This window comes from Legionella quinlivanii (assembly GCF_900461555.1).
Lineage (GTDB): Bacteria > Pseudomonadota > Gammaproteobacteria > Legionellales > Legionellaceae > Legionella_C > Legionella_C quinlivanii.
Map to the genome: position 1 here is coordinate 3,197,143 of NZ_UGOX01000001.1, position 19,362 is coordinate 3,216,504.

A 19,362-nucleotide genomic window follows, 5' to 3' on the forward strand; every position below is an offset into this window, starting at 1 on the left:
GTATAAATACTGCATAGAGATGAAGCCGTGCTCGATAAGCTAAAAGCCATTTTAGATATATTCTCTAATCCTGTTTTAGAGTTTACTGACAAACAGCTCAAAACCCTCGAGTCTTTTAAAGAAAAGCAAGTGGCGGCGTTTCTTCGAGCCCAGCGAGAGCTCATCTGCAAGACGTTGGCGGAAGGCTATGACTTCCCTGCCGGTGATAATCCTAAAGTTTCCATTCGATTTAATGAGAGTTTAAACACCCATTATTTAGCGAACATGTACACAGTGGGCGTTCCTTTTCCCAAATCGTATTTACCGATTTTGCTTGAGCAGGATACCGATATCAATCAAATGGTAATAGAACCTGGAAAAATTTATTTCTCCATCCAGGATGGCCAGATTGAGTATACTGTAATTGCCCCTCCGGCACAGAAAGTTAGCGCAAGACTCGATCCACTAAACCTGGGAATCACTCTAAGTGATCCTCTGACCATAGAAAATCTGCAAGCGAACTTACCGCTGATTATGCAAGCCACACACCAGGCAGGGCATACTGTTTTAAATTACAGCAGTGAACCCCGGGAAGTGGTACAGATAAAAGATTTGATTAATGCCCTATACCACGGTGAACAGGCTTTTCTCGATTTGGAAAGTTTGAATATCAGAGGGGTATATCACCTTGACATCGTAGACGTGAATAAAAAACCGGTCACCGGCAAAATTTATTTGCGAAACCCTTTAGACAGCTTCTCTATTGCAGCATTTCCTCAGGAAGCTAATCTAAGCGCCAATACGGTTTACCTGAAAGAAGAAGGCGAGGAAGAAAATAAAACCCTTCGTTACTCCTTTATTCATCCGGTAACTAAACAGCAGTTTGATGGCAGCTTTAGCGCTGATGAATTGAAAACCATGCTGGGCGAAGAAGAAACTCCCCAATTTCTGAGTGCATTGCGGGCAGGAGACTTCTCCAGGCTTGAGCTTTTCAAGAAGAAACTGGGCAGCAATTTACTCAAAGCAGGCCAATTACCACTGGTTTACTATGTTACCAACACCCGTAATCAACGATTAATTGTCGATAAAATTTCCCTCGAAGAATTAAGCAAGATTTTCAGTGAGGAAGAAATTAATCGCCTGTGTTTCGCTCTCGAAGAAAATGAAGTTGAAAACTTGCAACTGCTAAAAGATGGCATTGTTTCAATAGCCAAAGAGAGGCAACAGACGGTTGATGCACAGGAGCAACGACAATTAGACATTCAAAAACTGCTCAATAGTACCATTGATCATGCTTATACGGCCTGCTATCTGGCAACTCACCTAGACTCTGATTTGGTAGAAATGTTTTCCCGGGAATTCGCAGTGGGAGAACAACTGCTTTCGGGTATCCAAAACTATGCCGACTCGCCTGAAAGAGGGGTAAAACTGCTTGAACAGGCCAGCCAATTTGCCCGAAATCATGCCTATACTGCCGGTTATGTTGCCGGAGTAGCGGTTGATCAACTGCAACCCAAGGGCGGCAAAACCGACTACAACTTTTTGACCCATTTATCTGCTAAATTACCTGAATATCTTCAGGAATTTACCAAACAGATTAAATTGCATTCTGAAGGACTGATGCAAGCGCTTATCGAGAAAGGCGTTCCTCTGGATCCCAAGGCCATTGAAACCTTACAAGAGATGCAGAGCCTTGATAAAAAAGCGATTGAATCGTTACAGGCCAGCGCCCTGGCAATGCTTAATTCAATTACTCTGCTGCAGGATAATCGACTCTTTCTACCCTTGCAAGTGATTCATTATATTAAAATCCTGCGTAATGTCGTGACCTTGACATCCAGTATTCTGGCTCAATCGATGAATATGAATGAGGCCACTCAGCGAGCAGTCTGTGCCCAGTTATCCAAGCTCAAATATGATCTGCTCCCGCAGCTTTTTGCGCTTGCCGATAAAATAGAGGATCAGTTCCTGTTACAACCAGGCTCTTTATCTGATCCCATAAACACGCAAATCAAGGCACTTTACAGCACTATTATAGAGCACACCGGCAAGCTCGTTAAATTTTCAGAACAGGCGCCGGAACTATCTACTGTAGAAGATAGCAAGCTTCTTGAATTACGAATTCAGGGAACAAGAGAACGAATAGATCATAGCCGGCAAAAATTGTATGCCGCTCAGGATGCGAAGGACGCGTTTCGGAAATTTTACGGGATCATTCAGTCTCCTCAATATCGGGGCGTGCGCATAATGGATCTGCCTTTGCCCGTGAGAGAGCTTCTGACCAGCTATTTTATGCGCTTCAGGCATTCCGTCGAGCAATACGATGTCAATTTGGCTAACGCGATTGTCTATGGACTGAATGGGGGCGACAAAAGCACATTCCATACAATTAAAGAGTATTACGATGGCTGGTGGAAAAAATATGAGGGCGTCGACTGGATTGCCAATCTGCTCAACCATGCAGGCAACATTGGCCATTTAATTGAGCGAGAATTAAATACACAGAATTTTCATCTCAACTCCAATATCGCTCTGATCGAGTCCATTTATACCAAAGCTGATTTGAGACTCTACCCCTTTGACCCAAGCCGTCAGGTATTGACTTTCGATGAACAGAAAGCGCTGGATATTAGCAAAGAAGCCGCCCCTGCGTATGGGATAAACACCGATGATAAGTGGGGCACGGTCATATCCAAGCCAGAGAACCTGAACGCAAAACAGTGCCTTTTGCTGATGACATACTACGCTGGTATAGAGGACAGGTTGCTGAGTGCGAATGCCGCCTATAAAAACTTTATGCTTTCACTGGCCCGCTATAGTATCCTGCCAAGCAGTAATGAGGAAGAGAAATCCGCTTTAGTAAAAGCCAAAGCTGAACTGAGAAACTGGTACAACATTTTTCAACCTTATTTCTGCGTCGCACTCTCTGAGCCAAGAATTCAATTTATAGACAAGGAAAATATTGACTGGCTGAATTCTGATGAACTGACCATTCCCGACTCAGGTTTTGAGTTTTTGCAGCAACATGAATCGGATATGAATGTCTGTTTTGCCCAAGCGGCATCCGTTTGCAGAAAACGGGCGCAGTCATATGCCGGACTGACTCATGCAAAACGAAATAAAGAAGTAGTCGATGAAGCGCAATATTCTCTTGTTAAAACGATTAAGGCAAACAGTTTAACGGAAGCACTTAAACTGTATTTTGATAACCAGCGCCATGGTTACACCCATAATTTGACTATGCCTGAGCCAGTAAAGGCAATTCTTGAGCGACTGAAGCTTAAAACCTTGTCCGCACTTCCATTAGGCCCTCTGGTTAAAGGACGATTTGAACAGCAGATTACCCATTTATTTAATCTGGATGAGCAGCTGAAATCTTACCCGCTCAGCGCAGAGCAAAAAGCGGCATGCAATCAGTTATTGGCCAAAATCTGTAATCAGTACATACAGCTACTCGAAGCAAGTCTTGCCGCCGACTATCATAAAAACTATTTATCTGTTAAAGAAAAATTGCAGCAGCTGCAAGAAGAACTCATTCCTCAGTTATTGAGCTTGACCGATGAACTGGAGATTCATGCAAAAGCAGAACTGCAAACCTTCACAAAACCACTGCTTGATAATCTGAATGCCTTCCATAATGAAATCATGCCGGTTGTTAGCGGTCGATATCCCGCTCTGGACAATAACCCTCCATTGCATGTGGTTTCTGCCTCAGCAGTGAAAGCCCGTATTGCGCCTGTTTACCAGCGAATCGAGGCCTGTCATTATAACTCTAACATGATTGGCCAGGCACAGGATGCACTTGAAGAGTTTTACTCAATCCTGGAGGATGAAGAATTTAAAGACAAACGAATTATCGATTTGTCTGCCGAAACCAAAGAGTTATTGAAAAAACAATTTGCTTATTTCCGCCCGTTTCTTTTAGCGATGAATCCCGCTCTGGAAGCCAGCATTGTCAATGGACTTAACTCACAAGGCCGCTCTGTTTTTTATGGCGTGATGAAGCACTGGGATTATCATGTGTATGGCAATCAGACCAATGATTGGGTTGTTCATGTATTAGCCAATAAAGAAAACCTTGCCAAGGCATTGCAAGACGCGTCCAACAGGCAGACAGAGCATTACAATGCAGGTTTGAACCTCATTGAGAGCATTGAGAAACAAACAACAACTTTATTAAATCCTGCAGCAAAAGTTAACAATGATCTTATTCTCTTTAATGACTTGGAAGTATTGGGAATTCCGGAAGACAAATACCAGGCTTACAAACCTAAAAAAGAGGAATACTGTCGACAAATTACGGCCCCTCGCCGGCTTAAGTCAACCCAGGCTCAGCAACTCTATGCCTATTATTTAAGCGAACACACCCGTGTAGAACGGGCGGCTACGGCCTTTGAAAATTTTATCCAGCTTCTGGAGGCCTCTCCAGCCGCTTCTCTGCATGAGCTGTCTGAAGCAGATAAACAACTCGCCAGACAATACTATAACCAATTCCAGCCCTATTTTATGGTGTTTATGGCAGAGGCCTTACCAAGACAACTGTTTGAACGTCTGGACCAGGATATTGTAGATAATTTAAATGCGGGCTTATTGAATCACAAACCTGCTCCAAACAGCATTAGTAAAGACTTTTTCAAAGACTCAAGCACCGCATTTCAGCAGACTTTGCGAAAAATTGAGACCCTTTGTCTGCAACAGCAACTGACTTACCGTAATCTAGGCTTTAATAAACTGGCAGACGCTTTAGCGGCAAACCTTGACTTAGGCGCCGGTCTTTCTGCTCCCGAGTTAACGCTTAAACCACTTGACCAAACGCTACCCAATGCTTTGGCCGCTATTCCAGCTGAGCCTTTAAATTATGGTCATGCAGGAAGCCAGGCTATCTATTACGAAGTCACTGATAAAGGTCTTGCTTATTCGGTTGTTACCGCTGCGGGCGAATCGATTAGCGATATTCTCAGCGAAAATGATTTACCTGATTTAAGCAGCCCGGTTTCCGAGTATATTCCTTTCCTGGATTTTGAAAACATCAAAACCCTGGCAGTGACCCCATCCACACTCATACAATTTGAACAGGCTTTTTCAATTCTTCAAAAAGCTAAACAGGAATGGGATAGCTACCCAGTTCCCAGAGAACTTAAAGATGCGGCATCTCAACTGGCTTATAAGTTAACTCGCCAGGCTTTTTATACTCTTCGAGAGTTATTGCAAAATGAGGCTTCAAACCCTCAGTTTATTCGTCATAAACTGTTGGTAATAAAAGAGCAGATTATTCCTCAGTTGCTGGGTATTGCCGATCAGATTGAGCTTAAAGCCCAATTGGTTCATGGCAAATTAGGCAATCGACTGGAAGAAAGTTTACAATCCCTGTACCTCGGGCTTGTTAAAGAAACCGAGAAGTTCTTCCCAGTGGTTGCTGACAGCCCTGAACTACTTGAGGGGTCCGCAGCTGCCTTTGATAAGCGAACTCAAGGTCCTAGAGAGCGTCAGCAAATAGCTCAGCAAAACTTGAACAAGATAGAGCGTGCACAAGCCGCATTCGAAGCCTTTTATCAGATTATTGAAGATGAAGATTTGCAAGGTAAGCGCTTGATTGACCTGCCCGCATCGACCAAACTGACATTAAAAAAGCATTTCGTATACTTCCGAAGCTATGTACTCGAAGCAGCCCCCGAACTGGAAGACGCGATCGTTAATGGACTTAATGGCGAAGGCCGCGCTGCCTTGTATGGTATCAAAGCCCTTTACGATCGCTATGTTCATAATTATCAGAATATGGATTGGATTGCCAATGTACGGAGTAACAAAGAGATCATTGGTAAAGGCATCGCCCGAGACAATGCCTCGCAGCAGCATATGATGGATCAAAACCGGGCCCTGGAGGAAGAGCTCGTTGCTAAAGCTGAAATCTTCCTGCATCCTGCCAGTATTGAACAGGATTTGGTCCTGTTTAATGAAGCGAAGGCGATTCATTTATCACCTCAGGAAAGCCGCGAGGCAGATATCCAGGCGATGGATTATGGTACCCAGATTGGCAAACTGGACAATTTATCCTTCGAGCAAGCAGAGGCCTTGCACGCTTATTACGCACTTAGAAAAGATGATTTGCAGAAAGCCGAGCTGTATTTCGAACAGTTCACCAATATCCTGCAAGGGGCAAAAACAGAGTTTGTCTGCGATATGTCCGCAGAAGAAAAACTTAAGGCTCGCCGCTATTATTATCAATTCCGCCCTTATTTCCTAGCAGCCACAGCAGCAAAATCCAGTGTGGAAAATATGAAAAAACTGGATGCGGCAATTATTGAGAATCTGAATCCTGAATCAGAGCATGAGTTCCGCATAAAGGTAAGGACAAACGACTTTTCAAAAAACGCAGACTGGTTCAAAGAAGTGCTCGCAAGTATGGATAAAATCTGCGATCGCAAATTGCTGCAATACCAGCAATTGGGCAATGCAAAGCTTGAGGAACGTCTGGATGCCAAAATCAGCTATCCGGCGGGCGCTCCGATTGCTGAACTAAAACTCAGTAAAGACGTTAAGACTGAGGTACGTTCCGATTTAGCAGACGCTTTAGCCAGTCCTTTTCTCCATGACGAGTTAAGAACTCTTTCTTCAAAAATCATGGCGGTTATCGCCAGCCGTGGCCATGCGCCCGCTAAAGTGCTGCCTAATCTGAATTATGGCAGCCGGTCGAGCTATGTGTTTAAGCATGACTACTATGCGCAAAAAATTGGTGATTTCCGCGAATCGCTAATGAATATGACGCAATTTTTAAATACTTCTGTAAAAACAGAATTGCATCTCGGTACTCAGGAGCGTAATAAACTGCCCTTTCCTGAGTTGGAGGACCCACACAAAGTACTGGCGCAAAGCCATCAGGTCCGTCATATCAAACAATTGTTTAATGCATTATATCATGTCGAACAAATTATTAAGCAATTGCAAAAACTGGATAACAGCAGCACAAAGTTATTGTATGTTTTCTATCTTTTACAGGCTTACGGACATGTCTCCGAACTTTTAGAGTTGTGCAAGGCCTTGGCGACAGATCCTCATCTTTCCATACTGGCCAATGAATTACTCGCCAAAGCAGAGGACATGAAACGCGTGGTGATGGAGCAAAGCGAACCTTACCTGTCAGATGCCAGTAAAGTCGACCCAGAGGAAGTTCCTGGAGAAGTACGTTACAACGCGATCTGGTACACACTGCAGGCGTTTTTCATGGTACCTGCGCAAATTAAATCGGCACTGGAAGGTCAACCGAATCTTTCAGAGGACCAGCTTTTAGCCATACAAACCAACACTAAGAAAGTCGTTATCCATATTGAGCGAATTATTGCCAACTCCGACTCCTATTTCAGGCTACTGCTGGAAACACCGGTTATGTACCGACTCTTCCAGGAGCTGCGTGTCAGACTTGCCGAATTTACTCAGACTACAAATAATTTTACTATCGACCATCTGGAAGAAATCAATACGGTCATCTTCGCCAAAATTCTTCTGGAAACAGATAAATGGGAAGACAAGCTCAACCTGGCCCCGGGCACGCTGACAGGCCCAATGAAAGTGATTCTCGATGAGCTCTACAAGGGGATGCTTGAGCCATTAGATCTTGTGTCAGAAAAACACATGCGTCTGGTCCACAATTTTTCGCCCATTGTTCAACGAAAAGACGCGGCGTACATAAGACTGGATGAAGCTGAAAACCAGATAGAGCCAATCAAAAGCAAGATGAAACCGCTCACTACGCTGATGGGCGCTATGGATCATTACCTGAATCTGATCAATCAGTTGAACTTCATCCAATCCCAGAATAAAGACGCGAAAGATGAGCCTGAAGAAAATCCGGCACTGGATAAAATTAATAAAGGAATTGAGAAAGCAAAAACAAGTGTCTTGCAGGCCTATGCAGAGGCTTATCCTTTACTGGAAGAACATCATAAGCAGTTGCCCTTACCTAAAGAAATCAGTGCTGAAAACAAATTGATTGATCAGTTAATTCATAACTCTGAACTTAAAACCGCAGTAAAACTCGCGAATATCAGGGACAGAGTGCGCAGCACCTACAGTTATTACCTTGGAAATCTCTCCACAGCAGAATTAGCAATCAAGTCTGCAGAAGAAAAAATAGCCTATCTTGAGCAGCTCCAAACTGCCCAGGTTCAGGAGAACAACAATTTCAGACGACAATATACGGAAAATACCTTTGATAAGCGGGTGGAACTGATCATTAACAGGCAAGTTGGCCTGCATATGGTTGATCAGGAATATAAAGCGAAGCTGAAAGAGTACCTGATGTCGTTCAAAAATGATTTTGTTGAGCGGGCTCTGAATGAACAGGATATTAAAAGAAAAATCCGTAAAGAGTTAATGAATAAAGCCCGTCAATTTCAAACCGAACATTTTGCTGAATATCAGCAACTGGACAAGGTAAAAGCTGCAATTAATGCATTTAAACTGTATTTTGATCATGCCAGTGACGCATTGCAAAAACAGAAATCTTTATATGAAAGTCAGAAAACCCTGACTGCCAAGCAGATTGAAATCAAAAAGCTGGAGACCATTGCCGATGACACATCAAAATCTATCTCCGAACGCTTGGAGAATTTAAAATCAGACGTAGAAAGTCCTGTCTTTAAAACCATCATTACAGCCAGACAGCATTTGGATATGTTTAGCCTGGCTTGGGTGAAACGATGCTTTTTCGACCTGCTTGAAGCCCTGCATCTTTATAAACCGGGACATCTGAGAAAGTATGATCAACTGCATTCCGCGACCCATACTCCATTTTCCAAAATGGACAATCCCAATGGTTATGGTCAGAATCCTCATGGCTTATTCAACAAAAAGCAGCAGCCAATCCCTGCTGTTGATGATGCAGTAATCGCACCGCCGCTCACCAACCCGCTGACATAAATATCCGCTGCGCAGCTTTTAAATGCATGCCAAAGACAGGAACTTTGGTATGCATACAAAGAAAAAACAATGCTATGATAATGAGTCTAAAACGGAACAAAACCCAGTCATGTCCTTATTGATTCAAGCCATCTTTTTCTTTGGAGCCCTTATGACCAGCCATTCCACCCAGGCCTTAACCATTGTTCACGTTGAGGACGAGGCTTATAAGCCCGTACTGGGCACTCGCGCCAAAGCGGTTAGTTTTCCCTTATCTGATGAGGATATTAATCTGATAGCTGCGATGAAATCGAAGCTTTACAGCCTTGGGGGGGTTGGTTTAGCGGCACCGCAGGTTAATCAGGCGCGACAGATTATCGCTCTGTATATTCCTGAAAGTGCTGCTCTTTTGCGTGACAATGTCGTCACTTATCCCATGCATATTATGATTAATCCTGACTATCAGGCAGTGGGTAATGAGAAAACCGCTGATTTTGAAGCCTGTTATTCAGTAAACAGCAAGGCAGGTAAGGTTCCTCGTTTTAATAAAATTCTGGTCACTTATTTTGACGAACAGGGCAAACAGCATCAGCAAATGGCTGAGGGCTTTTATGCCAGAGTGCTCCAGCATGAAATTGATCATTTAAATGGTATTTTAATTATTGATCGTCTGACGCCTGATTGCGTGCAGGGAACTTACGCCGAGATGATGCAACTAAGACGCGCATCCTTATCGCCTGAAAAGCAGAAACTATTTGATGCCTTGCTGGAACAGAAAAAGCAGCCACACAATTCTCAAGAAACAGATTCGGATTGATGCCACAATCCGAATCTGTTTCTTTGAATCAATCCAAAGAAAAGGGCATAAGCTCTTTTTCCAATTCATCATCGCTGTTATCTTTCTCTTCTGTGCCATAATTTAACTGGTTCGCCGGGTTTTTAAGTGCGTCTGTCAAACTGATAAACTGATACCCATTATCCCGATACATCTTAATGATATCGGGCAAGGCATAACTGTTAAGCAGATTGGCATGTATCAACAGAATTTGTTTAACCGGTTTACCCTCTGCCTGCTTTTCTGCTCTCAGGGTTTGTTTCCAAATATAGGCAAGATAGCGCGGCTTTAGTTTATTCACATAGCTTTCCCGCATACGATAAGGCACTCTATAAAGCTGCTCATTAAACTGAAAGTCTTTGCTATCGATGGTGACTGGGGCAATGGTGTAATGATGTTCCTGAAGATAGGCTAATACTTTTGGCTTTGAGTTCTTATTTCCCATTGCCAGGTAAGGATAGCGGAAATATTTGGGCTCGGTCATAATCGGCTCAAGCTTTTTGTCCGCCTTGTCCAGATCGGCAATATACTTGTCCGCGTTCATGCTATTTAAGTTGTAATGCGAATAGGTGTGATTTCCTAACATAAAACCGGCATTGCGAAACTCTTCCAGAAACTCCCATTGCCCCTTGGCGATAGCACCTGCGATAATAAATCCGGTTGCAGGTACCTTATTATCCACCAATGCCTGAACAATTCGATGGAACCGCTCGGTAGATCGCTGCTGATTGCCCGGGGTATTCATACTGGAACCGACCAGCGGCAAATCATCAATGGTAATTGCCACCTCTTTGGTTTCTGCAATACAGCTTGAAGAAATTAATAAACAACACAGAAAATTAAATAGTCTCATGATAATCCATTATCAATAGAGGAAGTTTTCAGTGTAGCAGATTTTCAGGTTGATTCTATAGATGAGAATTTTTTAAATTGTTGATTCCGGGGAATGGTGTAAAAGATGAAATCATTAAAGCTCCACTCGGTGCAGATCTGTCATTTCGCGCAGGTATTGTTGCGTAAAATGAAAACAGGGTATGCAAAAGACTATCTTTGCGAGCATCAGCGAAGCAATCCAACTCAAGGTTGGCCTGGATTGCTTCACTTCGTTCGCAAAGACGACAACTTGGTTGCCGGGTCTATATTACCTAACAAGGCCTTTCCGCGCAGGCCTGCGAGGGAATGACAGGTTAGGTGCAACGACTTCAGCTTGAATGGAGATGAGGAACCAAAGCGGATACCAGTTCTTTCCTGCCCCCCTGAATTATCACTGTCTTCATCCTGGATTTTTCCCCATGACGAATTGAAATCGCCGCGAGCGGAACGTTCAGGGACTGGGCCAAAAACTTTATTAGAGCTTTATTCGCCTTGCCCTCAACAGGTGGGGCGGCGAGTTTAATTTTTAGACTTTGGCCATGCAGACCGCAGATTTCACTTTTTTTAGCCCCGGGTTGAATATAAAGAGAAAGAATCAGCTTTCCCTCTTCCAATTGATACCAAGACTCATTCATTACACCACTCGAATCCCCTGCTTTCCAGCTACAATGACCTTGTCAGCCAGCTGCCTTGCGAAAAGACCATTTTCCACCACCCCGGGTAACAATTTGATGGCTTGTTCCAGTGCCATCGCATCTTCAATTTCAAAGTTATAAACATCCAGAATAATATTTCCGTTATCAGTGACAAAACCCTCCCGGTACTCCGGATCGCCGCCTAATTTCACCAGCTCGCGTGCAACCATGCTTCGGGCCATTGGAATCACTTCCACCGCTACAGGAAATGCCCCCAGCCGGTTCACCAGCTTGGACTCATCTACAATACAAATAAATTGTCTGGATGCGGCCGCCAGAATTTTTTCTCGGGTTAAAGCACCCCCGCCCCCTTTAATCATCTGGTGAGCGGCCGTGACCTCATCAGCGCCATCAATATAGATAGCCACCTCTCCCGCCACATTGAGATCGACTACTGGAATTCCCAATGCCCGAAGACGTTGCTGTGTGCCCAGAGAGCTGGCCACACAGGCATCAATACGATGTTTAATGACAGCAAGCTGCTCAATAAACAAATTAACCGTTGAGCCAGTTCCCACACCGACAATCATATCATCGTCGATGAAATCCAGGGCTGCTTTCGCAGACTGTTGCTTTAATGAATCCATAAAATCCTACCGCCACAAATTATTCTTTACCAGATTTAAAATTTCCGTACCCTGACCATTAATAATGGCCTTCATCATATAGAGGCTAAATCCTTTAACCTGGGCAATATTGATTGAAGGCGGCATAACCAGTTCATTGCGGTTAACCCGCACATCCACCAGTGCCGGCCCCTGATGCTTGAATGCAGCAGCCAATGCATCACGCAAATCAGCGGGGTCTTCAACACGCAGACCAAGAATTCCCACCCCATCAACCATTTGTGCAAAATTGGGATTATCCAGTTCGGTGCCATACTCGAGCATTCCACCGACATGCATCTCCATTTCCACAAAGCCCAAGGTACCATTATTAAAGATAACCATTTTAACCGGTAATTGCTGCTGAACAAGCGTCAGAATGTCGCCCATCAGCATGCTAAAGCCGCCATCGCCGCACAGGGCAACGACCTGACGATTAGGATAACAGGCCTGCGCGCCAATAGCCTGGGCCAAGGCATTCGCCATCGAGCCATGATTGAATGAGCCCAGCAGACGCCGCTTGCCATTCATCATGAGATAACGGGCAGCCCAAACCGTTGGAGTTCCCACATCACAGGTGAAGATCGCATCATCGCTGCTTTCTTCATTGATAAGTTTTGCCAGATACTGGGGATGAATCAGTTTCTTACCTGGTTTAGCACTCGCCAGGTCATCCAACTCTCTGCGAGCATGCCGATAATGCTCCACCGCCTTGTCAAGATGGCTGCTATCCGTTTTAGGCTTTATTAATGGCAGCAATGCTTGCAGTGTGGCATTCACATCCCCCACCACGCCTAAATCAATGTCGGCTCGTTTTCCTAACTGACCGCCTTCTATATCAATCTGAATAATTCTGGCATTTTCAGGATAGAACTGTCGGTAAGGAAAACTGGTACCCAACAACAACAGGACATCGCAGGACTCCATTGCATAATAGCCAGAGGAAAATCCTATTAAACCGGTCATGCCGACATCATAGGGATTATCATACTCAATGAAGGTTTTACCGCGCAGCGTATGGACCACCGGGGCTTTTAACTTGTCGCATAAAGCCATCAATGGCTGATGGGCGCCTGCTGCTCCAATCCCGCAAAAAATGGTGACCCGCTGGGCATCATTTAATTCTTTGGCCAATTGCTTAAGCAGGGCATTATCCGGTAAAACCACGGGTTTTGGTGCTGGAATCCAGGCTGGCGAGTGCCTGGCACGAATTTCCTGCATAGCAAAATCCCCGGAAATGACAATCACCGCAACCCCGCGTTTAGCAATTGCTGTTTGCATGGCAATTTTCAAAATGCGCGGCATCTGCTCCAGAGAAGAAATGATTTCGCAATACACACTGCATTCTTTGAACAGGATCGCAGGATGCGTTTCCTGAAAATAATCCCCTCCAATTTCAGGTGAGGGAATATGCGCCGCGATTGCCAATACCGGCGCGTTACTGCGCTGACAGTCATACAGGCCATTGATAAGATGAACGTTGCCAGGACCGCAGCTTCCGGCACAAACGCTTAATTCGCCGGTTAGCTGAGCCTCGGCCCCCGCTGCAAAAGCAGCGACCTCTTCATGCCTTGTATGAACCCAGGAAATGGTTTTTCTTTTTTGCAAAGCATTCGTCAAACCATTCAGGGAATCGCCTACTATACCATAAATACGTTTAACGCCGGCTTCCTCCAGGGTATCAATAAACACATCAGCAACAGTCGTCATGGCATTTTCCTTGTTAACAGATTATTGACCTACCATTGGACTGGTATTTGGTACAGCGCCGCTTGGAGCAGGTTTGGGAGTGGTTGCCGCATTACTGATGTCAGCAGGGCTATCATTCACTGAAGTGACGCTTTGTGCAGCATTCCCTGACTGTCCAGAAGATGAAGAGGACGAGGAGGAGCTGCTGCTATAGGAACTGGTGTTGGATGAGTTCGATTGGTGAGAGCTGGTATTTTTCTTTTCTGTGCTGACAGAAGAAGAGCGTTTACCATGATAGTAAGGCTCATTGTGATCCGATCCTCCAAATAAGGAGTCCATTTGCTCACAGCCAGTTAATACCAAAGGGGCGGCCAATATAACCCAAGCGATTTTTCTTTTCATGGTTATTCTTCCTTGCGGTTAGTTAATTCCATACAAGTTGAAATTCTAGCTCTTGTGTTTTAACTTGTAAAATCAATACGCTTGAATTTAGAGATTGGGATAATCATTTTATCAATTGTTCCTGATAAAATTCCTTGTTAAAGTAGAGCACCCTCCTTCTTTAATCTTGAGCTATTCATGATTTATTCAAATATTCTGGAAACGATAGGACATACTCCCGTTGTACGTTTAAATAAACTGGGAAAAGAACTCGATTGTGAGCTGTATGCCAAATGCGAATTTTTCAATCCAGGAGGTTCCGTTAAGGACCGTATTGGCTATGAAATGGTAAAAAAAGCAGAGGAGGAAGGCCGCATCAAACCAGGTGACACATTGATAGAACCCACCTCAGGGAATACAGGGATTGGCATTGCCCTGGCAGGTGCGGTGCTGGGATATAAAGTGATTATTACCATGCCCGATAAAATGAGCCAGGAAAAACAAGTGGCTCTGGAGCGCTTGGGCGCTGTAATTTACAGAACCCCGACTGAAGCCGCCTGGAACGCGCCTGAAAGCCATATTTCGCTGGCCATCCGGCTGCAGAAAGAAATACCCAACTCGCATATTCTCGATCAATACGCCAATCCCAATAACCCTAACGCTCATTACCATGGCACAGCCGAAGAAATCATTGAGGATTTTGGCAAAAGCCTGACGATGGTCGTGGCAGGTGTTGGTACAGGCGGTACGATTAGCGGTATTGCCAGACGTCTTAAAGAATATAATCCTGAAATCCAGATAGTCGGCGTTGACCCGATTGGCTCTATTCTGGGCGGAGGAGATGAAATTAAACCCTATGACGTTGAAGGCATCGGCTATGATTTCTTTCCCGATGTTCTGAATAACCAGCTCATCGACCGTTATGTCAAAATCAATGATGCAGACTCTTTTAACACTGCAAGACGTCTGATTCGCGAAGAGGGCTTATTGGTAGGAGGCTCCAGCGGAGGCGCCGCCTGGGCAGCACTGCAAGCAGCAAGATCCTTAAAACAGGGTGACAAATGCCTGGTCATCCTCCCTGATTCGATCCGCAATTACATGAGCAAATTTGCGAGTGACGATTGGATGAGGCAGCAGGGATATTTGAATCCATAGGGATCCTCTCGCCCCTCAGGGGAGATAGTTAGAGAGAGGGGTTTAAAATCAACCCTCACCCTAGCCCTCTCCCAGCTTGGGAGAGGGGATTTCTCTTTTAGACATTATTAACGCATTCTCATTCCTGCGGAGGGCTCTTGCTTCTTATTTTCTGAAGAGTACTTCTTTAGATTAGCAAACACTCTGTCTTCATTAAAGATTCCAAGGGATAATCCCTGGGCAATCGTATGGATGAAATCCAGAGCTGTATGGTCCTGGTAATCTCTCTGTGGCTTAATATTGGTTGCTTCATGCTTGTTGGCAAGCCCGATATTCCTGCGGAAAAACTTCTGAATGCCATGTTCAATACCCGCATAGGGAACACGCAAATGATAATTAAAGCTATGTTTCCATTCCTCTAGTAATGTTTCTCTAAGTCCCGTCTTATCAAAATCCTTTGCTTTATACTTGACTTCCAGATTTTTAACACGACGTAAGTAATCCTGGCGCAACAATTGTCTGCTTTCTTTGATCTGGGCCTTCAGTTCTTCCATGCCGGGATCACTGGCTCGGTTTACTTCAGGCAACTCTGGCAAGGCCATCGCTGCATTATATTTTTCAAAGACAGCACTGTTGGCTACATGCGGGCGATAAATCTTGTCCTCGACTTGCAGTTTAAGTTTGGCAGCAGGCGTCACGCCTTCTGGGGGTGAAGAATGATGAGTAGCATGAAATTCTTTACCTGGCTCCACTTCAAGTATCTTTATGGATAAACTCAAACGTTTTGCCAAAGCATCTCTCACCACATGATCATTGATCCTGGTGTCTGACTGCCTCATTTTTGCCACCGATGAAAGCTGATCAGAAAACGCATCCTGATAAGCAACCGGGTCAGAAACCAACTCATCGACAGTGATCTGGCGAAGGGTAAATCCCAAATCTCTCACAAATTGAGTAATGGGCTGTTGTACCATTAGCTGTCTTAAACGTTTCACATAAGAATCAGCACGTTCAAGCTGCTGGGGCTTCGGAAAAAGGGTTTTATGGTATTCAAGGATCTGCTGAATCAGTCCCTCATGCTTTGCCGGATTGTCCAAAGCTTTGCTGATAATTGCGGCCGCTGCAGAACGAAAAAAACAATCGTTCTCTTCACCAACATAAATATATCCCGCCTGCTGCTTGTCAGCGGATTGGATGACAGGCCGGACAAGTGGAGTGATACTTGGGGCCTGTCTAAAAAATGTCGATGTCGCTATGGCCATGACACCTCTCCTCTTACCTGTATGATTCCATTCTAATCAATATAGATTAAGGAAATATTAATTTGTACAGAAAAACCTCTTGTCGTTGCGAACGGAGTGAAGCAATCCAGATCGGAGCTTGAACAAAGTCAGGAATTGCTTCGCTGACGCTCGCAAAGACAGTTCTTGTGCAACACACCGGTCTATTAGCTGCAGCTTCGCTGAATAAATTGAATGACCTCCTGATAAAACTCCCTGCCCCATAGATCATTATGTCCTCGGTCTTGAATCCGGATAAACTTTTTGGGTTGATTAGCGGCCTCAAAGAGTTCAACACCCTGAGTATAGGGCACTATACTGTCCTGATCTCCATGAAGAATCAGCAACGGGCTCTTGATGTCCTGAATACGCGACAGGGAATCATATTTATCCCAGGGGGAAATCAATATCAGCGGATAATGGTATCTGGCAATAGCACTTAACGAGGTAAATGGGCTTTGCAAAATTAAAGCACATGCGCCATGGGTTGCTGACAAATAGGTAGCCACCCCGGTGCCGAGCGATTCACCGTAAATCACCAGATGTTCATCGGTCACACCCTGCTGCCTTAAAAAGGCTATTGCCGCTTCGGCGTCCTGATAAAAACCCTCCTCTGAAGGAAACCCGGGATTACCCGAATACCCTCGGTACTCTAAAAGAAAGACCCCAAAGCCGTGATTGATCCATTGCCTTGCCATCGGCATGCGCATCCCAATATGGCCTCCATTACCATGCAGGAAAAGAACCGTAGCTTGCCCGGATTTAGCCGGTTTGTACCAGGATTGCAATGTCAGTCCATCGCTTGTCCGCAATGACACGACCTGCATATCCTGAGCGTGGAAACTCGCAGGACTTGGCATCAGTTTTGCTGGAAAATAGATTAGTTTTCTTTGATAAAAAAAGATGAATAGCGTTCCGAGCACAATAAATAAAATGCTAAAGAGAGCAAAATTTTTTAACATGAATAACCTTTTACAATGAAAAATAGCAGCGGAACCCTAATATTAACAGGCGTGCCAGTTCTGACAACCAGGAGGGTCTATGGAACTAATGCGAGACCAGGAAATAGCTAAACTGAAAGAGCTATTACGGCATACTGGTGAATTTATTGCTTATTTTGAACTGGCAGAGACTAAAATGATTGCCTGGCGGCAAGACATTGAAGAACAGGCGCAGAATCAGCATCAAAAAATTGAGCAGAAATTACAAAATCTGCATCAGGAGCTGGAATCCTTGCATGAAGTCCTCACCCAGGCCGGGCTGGCGCGTTTAAGGCTCAGTGCTGAGCAAACTTTAGTACAGGGAGAAAAACATCTTGCCATGCTGGAAAAAGCCAGTCAGCAAATGCTCGTTGAAATTGCCAGTCAGCTGCGGGAGTTTAATAAAAGTTTTCACAAACAACTTCATTTAATTGAACAGCATACCCAGCAGGCTATCGCAAAGATTGATCAGCAATTGGCGGATTATGATGCACACTATTTCAAACGGATTGCCAATGAGAGCTGCATACAGGTTGAAAAAGTAGCGACTCGCGCCATTCAGAAAAGCACAGGCCTTTTACGCTCATTTCAATGGCGTTCAGTGAGTCTGGCCTTGATTGTCACCTTTATTACCAGCTTGTTTATTGGGCTTTATATCAGTAATGAATTGCCTTGGGAAATGCATCAGCATGCCCGAAATGAGCGTGAGGCGGGTAAAGTCTTGTTAAAGGCCTGGCCTAACCTGTCCCATCAGGAAAAAAACAAGATTCTGAATACTGCCTCAATGAATAAGAGCTGAAATGTGGACTCTTCTTGGTATAGCGGCCATTCCTTTGTTGATGATGCATATTAAAAAATGGCGCAAAGGATGGCGGCTGAAGCAATGGCGCGATGGCCTTAACCTTGATGAACATGAAAAGGTATTCAATCAATTGTATCAATCGGTCAGCGGATTTCATCTTTCCAAAGAGGCCCGTGCTCACAATGATTCGCCGGAATATGTGTATGGAGAAATTGAATTTCAATCATTTATTGCTTTGCTGTCTTTATGCAAGCCAGGGCCGGCCACTATTTTCTATGATTTAGGCAGCGGAACCGGCAAAACAGTACTTGCCTGTGCCATGGTGTTTCCAGTTAAAAAAAGCGCGGGAATAGAGCTGTTTGAAAGTCTCCATTGCAGCGCCTTACGGCAGCGGGAAAAACTAAAAGCATTGCCCGCTTATGAAGAGAATTATCATCATATTGATTTTGAAAATAATGATATCTTTTCTGCTGACTTTTCCGATGCAAACATAGTCTATATTAATGCCACCGCCTTTTTTGGCGAGCGCTGGCAGCACTTAAGTCATGTACTGGAAGGCATTGCCGCCGGCAGCCTGGTGCTCAGCACCAGCAAAGCACTGCAATCCTCTTTGTTTACTCTGATACGCACTGCCAGAGTGCAAATGAACTGGGGAGAAGTCGATGTTTTTATCCAGCAAAGACAGTAATAAAAAGATCAGCCTATTTACTATTTGCAGACTCATAAAATCTTGTTACAGTTAATTGATAAGATTGAATAATTTTTTTGCGAGTCTATACTGATTAATAGAGTAGTACTTTAAGCTCTTAGCTGAAGCCTTTTGGGCAAGAGCCTTCTGAAACGCGGCCAACCGAGGTAGGTATGATTAAATCGCAACTCATAGCAAACCTAGCTGCAAAAATGACTCACTTGCCCGAAAAGCAAGTCAGTGATGGTATCAATCGTATTCTGGAATTAATGAGTGAAGCACTTATTAGCGGTCAACGGATTGAAATTCGTGGCTTTGGCAGTTTTTCATTGCATTATCGTCCACCCAGAAATGCCCACAATCCTAAAACAGGTGAAAAAGTTATCACTGAGGCTAAATATAGTCCCCACTTTAAGCCAGGAAAAGAGTTACGTGAACGGGTAGACAGCTCCAGGGAAACCATCCCGTTGCAAGGTGAGGAAGACGACGAATAAGGATTAATGCAGCCGTAGCCTCGGTAAGGAAA

The 19,362-nt window shown here is 44.4% G+C and carries 13 protein-coding genes; 6 read left to right on the forward strand and 7 right to left on the reverse strand.

Annotated elements, in window-relative coordinates; genetic code table 11:
- The first annotated feature begins 27 nt into the window (after positions 1–27).
- Together DYH61_RS13685 and DYH61_RS13690 are read left to right on the forward strand one after the other, a co-directional pair.
- Positions 28–8,895, forward strand: coding sequence for a hypothetical protein (locus tag DYH61_RS13685; RefSeq protein WP_058507160.1), 8,868 nt, complete (start codon positions 28–30; stop codon positions 8,893–8,895).
- A 151-nt stretch (positions 8,896–9,046) separates the two neighbouring features.
- Complete coding sequence (locus DYH61_RS13690) at positions 9,047–9,691, forward strand: peptide deformylase (protein WP_058507318.1); 645 nt, start codon at positions 9,047–9,049, stop codon at positions 9,689–9,691.
- 28 nt (positions 9,692–9,719) lie between these two features.
- Here the strand turns inward: DYH61_RS13690 and DYH61_RS13695 are convergent, their stop codons facing one another.
- The 5 genes from DYH61_RS13695 to DYH61_RS13720 all read right to left on the reverse strand — a co-directional run bounded on the left by DYH61_RS13695 (position 9,720) and on the right by DYH61_RS13720 (position 13,973).
- Positions 9,720–10,562 carry a polysaccharide deacetylase family protein gene (locus tag DYH61_RS13695; protein WP_058507159.1) on the reverse strand — a complete coding sequence of 281 codons (843 nt, stop codon included), beginning with the start codon at positions 10,560–10,562 and terminating at the stop codon, positions 9,720–9,722.
- A 349-nt stretch (positions 10,563–10,911) separates the two neighbouring features.
- Complete coding sequence (locus tag DYH61_RS13705) at positions 10,912–11,217, reverse strand: DUF167 domain-containing protein (protein WP_058507158.1); 306 nt, start codon at positions 11,215–11,217, stop codon at positions 10,912–10,914.
- Positions 11,217–11,864, reverse strand: a complete 648-nt coding sequence (gene rpiA, locus DYH61_RS13710; RefSeq protein WP_058507157.1) for a ribose-5-phosphate isomerase RpiA — start codon at positions 11,862–11,864, stop codon at positions 11,217–11,219. Before rpiA ends, DYH61_RS13705 begins: the two co-directional genes overlap by 1 nt.
- A gap of 6 nt (positions 11,865–11,870) precedes the next feature.
- Positions 11,871–13,592 (reverse strand): ubiquinone-dependent pyruvate dehydrogenase, encoded by a 1,722-nt coding sequence (gene poxB, locus DYH61_RS13715; RefSeq protein ID WP_058507156.1) that lies wholly within the window; start codon positions 13,590–13,592, stop codon positions 11,871–11,873.
- Between the two features lie 21 nt (positions 13,593–13,613).
- The gene (locus tag DYH61_RS13720; RefSeq protein ID WP_058507155.1) at positions 13,614–13,973 is read right to left on the reverse strand and encodes a hypothetical protein; all 360 of its coding nucleotides are present in this window, start codon (positions 13,971–13,973) and stop codon (positions 13,614–13,616) included.
- A 177-nt stretch (positions 13,974–14,150) separates the two neighbouring features.
- Between DYH61_RS13720 and DYH61_RS13725 the strand changes: the two genes are divergently transcribed.
- On the forward strand, positions 14,151–15,107 hold the full coding sequence (locus tag DYH61_RS13725) for a pyridoxal-phosphate dependent enzyme (RefSeq protein ID WP_058507154.1): 957 nt from the start codon (positions 14,151–14,153) through the stop codon (positions 15,105–15,107).
- Between the two features lie 107 nt (positions 15,108–15,214).
- On the opposite strand, the gene DYH61_RS13730 is transcribed toward DYH61_RS13725, so the two are convergent.
- Together DYH61_RS13730 and DYH61_RS13735 are read right to left on the reverse strand one after the other, a co-directional pair.
- The gene (locus DYH61_RS13730; RefSeq protein ID WP_115343313.1) at positions 15,215–16,348 is read right to left on the reverse strand and encodes a hypothetical protein; all 1,134 of its coding nucleotides are present in this window, start codon (positions 16,346–16,348) and stop codon (positions 15,215–15,217) included.
- 185 nt (positions 16,349–16,533) lie between these two features.
- Positions 16,534–17,328, reverse strand: coding sequence for an alpha/beta hydrolase (locus DYH61_RS13735; protein ID WP_058507152.1), 795 nt, complete (start codon positions 17,326–17,328; stop codon positions 16,534–16,536).
- 79 nt (positions 17,329–17,407) lie between these two features.
- Between DYH61_RS13735 and DYH61_RS13740 the strand changes: the two genes are divergently transcribed.
- The 3 genes from DYH61_RS13740 to DYH61_RS13750 all read left to right on the forward strand — a co-directional run bounded on the left by DYH61_RS13740 (position 17,408) and on the right by DYH61_RS13750 (position 19,330).
- Positions 17,408–18,145 (forward strand): hypothetical protein, encoded by a 738-nt coding sequence (locus DYH61_RS13740; RefSeq protein ID WP_058507151.1) that lies wholly within the window; start codon positions 17,408–17,410, stop codon positions 18,143–18,145.
- A 1-nt stretch (position 18,146) separates the two neighbouring features.
- On the forward strand, positions 18,147–18,836 hold the full coding sequence (locus DYH61_RS13745) for a class I SAM-dependent methyltransferase (protein WP_058507150.1): 690 nt from the start codon (positions 18,147–18,149) through the stop codon (positions 18,834–18,836).
- A gap of 173 nt (positions 18,837–19,009) precedes the next feature.
- A complete protein-coding gene (locus DYH61_RS13750) occupies positions 19,010–19,330 on the forward strand; it encodes an integration host factor subunit beta (protein ID WP_058507149.1) in 321 nt (106 codons plus the stop codon).
- Positions 19,331–19,362 lie beyond the last annotated feature (32 nt).

Coding starts and splice junctions, on each gene's coding strand:
- rpiA (WP_058507157.1), bottom strand. CDS start 11,864: ATGGATTCATTAAAGCAACAGTCTGCGAAAGCAGCCCTGGATTTCATC.
- DYH61_RS13720 (WP_058507155.1), bottom strand. CDS start 13,973: ATGAAAAGAAAAATCGCTTGGGTTATATTGGCCGCCCCTTTGGTATTA.
- poxB (WP_058507156.1), bottom strand. CDS start 13,592: ATGACGACTGTTGCTGATGTGTTTATTGATACCCTGGAGGAAGCCGGC.
- DYH61_RS13750 (WP_058507149.1), top strand. CDS start 19,010: ATGATTAAATCGCAACTCATAGCAAACCTAGCTGCAAAAATGACTCAC.
- DYH61_RS13705 (WP_058507158.1), bottom strand. CDS start 11,217: ATGAATGAGTCTTGGTATCAATTGGAAGAGGGAAAGCTGATTCTTTCT.
- DYH61_RS13730 (WP_115343313.1), bottom strand. CDS start 16,348: ATGGCCATAGCGACATCGACATTTTTTAGACAGGCCCCAAGTATCACT.
- DYH61_RS13725 (WP_058507154.1), top strand. CDS start 14,151: ATGATTTATTCAAATATTCTGGAAACGATAGGACATACTCCCGTTGTA.
- DYH61_RS13745 (WP_058507150.1), top strand. CDS start 18,147: ATGTGGACTCTTCTTGGTATAGCGGCCATTCCTTTGTTGATGATGCAT.
- DYH61_RS13690 (WP_058507318.1), top strand. CDS start 9,047: ATGACCAGCCATTCCACCCAGGCCTTAACCATTGTTCACGTTGAGGAC.
- DYH61_RS13735 (WP_058507152.1), bottom strand. CDS start 17,328: ATGTTAAAAAATTTTGCTCTCTTTAGCATTTTATTTATTGTGCTCGGA.
- DYH61_RS13740 (WP_058507151.1), top strand. CDS start 17,408: ATGGAACTAATGCGAGACCAGGAAATAGCTAAACTGAAAGAGCTATTA.
- DYH61_RS13695 (WP_058507159.1), bottom strand. CDS start 10,562: ATGAGACTATTTAATTTTCTGTGTTGTTTATTAATTTCTTCAAGCTGT.